Here is a 431-nt window from a genome sequence, read left to right as displayed (position 1 = left end):
GTCTCCGAGATCGACGGCGACTTGCGCAGCTCCATCTCGCGCAGCCCGCGCACGACGTTGACCAGCTCCTCGGCCAACTGGTCCGACAGCCCGGTCTTCTTCGACTTGACGATCTCCAGCTCGCGGGAGGCCGACGGGTAGTCGAGGAACAGGTGCAGGCAGCGGCGCTTGAGCGCGGCGGCGAGGTCGCGGGTGTTGTTCGAGGTCAGCAGCACGTACGGGCGCTGCTCGGCGACGAAGGTACCGATCTCGGGCACGGAGATCTGGAACTCGCCCAGGGTCTCCAGCAGGACGGCCTCCAGGGCCTCGTCGGCGCGGTCGACCTCGTCGATCAGTAGCACGTCGGGCTGTTCGGAGCGGATGGCTGCCAGCAGGGAGCGCGGCGCGAGGAAGCGCTCCGAGGAGAACACGCTCTCCTGGGACCCGATGCG

1 protein-coding gene is annotated in these 431 nt (G+C 68.4%); it reads right to left on the bottom strand.

Going from position 1 to position 431, the window contains the following annotated elements:
- Positions 1-431: AAA family ATPase (locus DBV35_RS29295; protein ID WP_157962091.1), on the bottom strand; the 431-nt coding region annotated here is incomplete at both ends.

The organism is Acuticoccus kandeliae, assembly GCF_003073115.1.
The sequence above is the reverse complement of the archived record's forward strand: the minus strand, read 5'-3'. Positions and strand labels throughout refer to the sequence as shown.